General features: G+C 65.4%; 1 protein-coding gene. It reads left to right on the top strand.

What is annotated here, in order from left to right:
* A partial coding sequence (locus EN914_RS37840; protein ID WP_206527362.1) for a trimethylamine methyltransferase family protein occupies positions 1 to 526 on the top strand: 526 nt, incomplete at both ends.

Raw genomic sequence — 526 nt, 5'->3', positions numbered from 1 at the left:
TGCTGGAAGAGCTCGGCATCAAGGTGCTGCTGCCGCAAGCGCATGAGCATTTTGCCAATGCCGGCGCCCTGGTCGATCCAGACACCGACATGGTGCGCATCGGCCGTGACATGGTGACGGCGGCACTCGCCTCGGCGCCGAAGTCGATCCACGCTTACGCCGGTTCGCGCGCCCGCGATCTGACGCTGGAGCTCGGCTCGATGACCTTCCTGGCCGGGTGCGGGGCGCCGAACGTCACCGATCTCGAGCGCGGCCGGCGGCCGGGAACACTGGCGGATTTCGAGGATCTGATGCGGCTGGTGCAGCATTTCGATGTGCTGCATATGCTGGGGCCCTGCATCGAACCGCAGGATGTCGACAACCGCTTTCGGCACTATGCCGTCAACCGCGCGCAGTTGACGCTGTCGGACAAGCTCCCGTTCGTCTTCGCGCGCGGAACGCCGCAAGTCGAGGACGGGTTCGAGATGCTGCGGCTGGCGCGCGGCTTGTCGGAAGAGGAGTTTCTGGCAAGCGCGCATTGCTACAC

This window comes from Mesorhizobium sp. M7A.F.Ca.CA.001.08.2.1 (genome assembly GCF_003998455.1).
GTDB classification, from domain to species: Bacteria; Pseudomonadota; Alphaproteobacteria; order Rhizobiales; family Rhizobiaceae; genus Mesorhizobium; species Mesorhizobium ciceri.
The sequence above is the reverse complement of the archived record's forward strand: the minus strand, read 5'-3'. Positions and strand labels throughout refer to the sequence as shown.